Source organism: Streptococcus mitis (assembly GCF_946188695.1).
GTDB classification, from domain to species: Bacteria; Bacillota; Bacilli; order Lactobacillales; family Streptococcaceae; genus Streptococcus; species Streptococcus mitis_DF.
This window is the reverse complement of the sequence record NZ_CAMHWI010000104.1, coordinates 1-218: the sequence shown is the minus strand read 5'-3', so window position 1 is coordinate 218 and position 218 is coordinate 1. Positions and strand designations below refer to the sequence as shown.

At 42.7% G+C, this 218-nt stretch carries 1 protein-coding gene; it reads right to left on the bottom strand.

Annotated features, from left to right (window positions below; genetic code table 11):
• Nucleotides 1-218 (bottom strand): MiiA motif-containing surface protein (locus tag N8L33_RS10085; protein WP_261059771.1); only part of this gene is annotated, 218 nt, incomplete at both ends.

Sequence of the window (218 nt, the reverse complement as noted above, 5' to 3'; positions counted from 1 at the left end):
GCGTCTGTTAAGTTAGCTGGATCTTTAACTTCTACCTTAGCTGCTGGTGTGTTTACTGCATTTCCTGCATTTGCTTTACCTGCATCTGCTGCTGACTTAGTTACGTCTGCTGCTGGAATTACAGCTGTCTTACCTGCTGGGGTTGTGACTGTCGCATTTCCTTTATCATCTACAACTACTGTTGCATCTGGATTTACAGCTTTAACTTTATCTTCGAT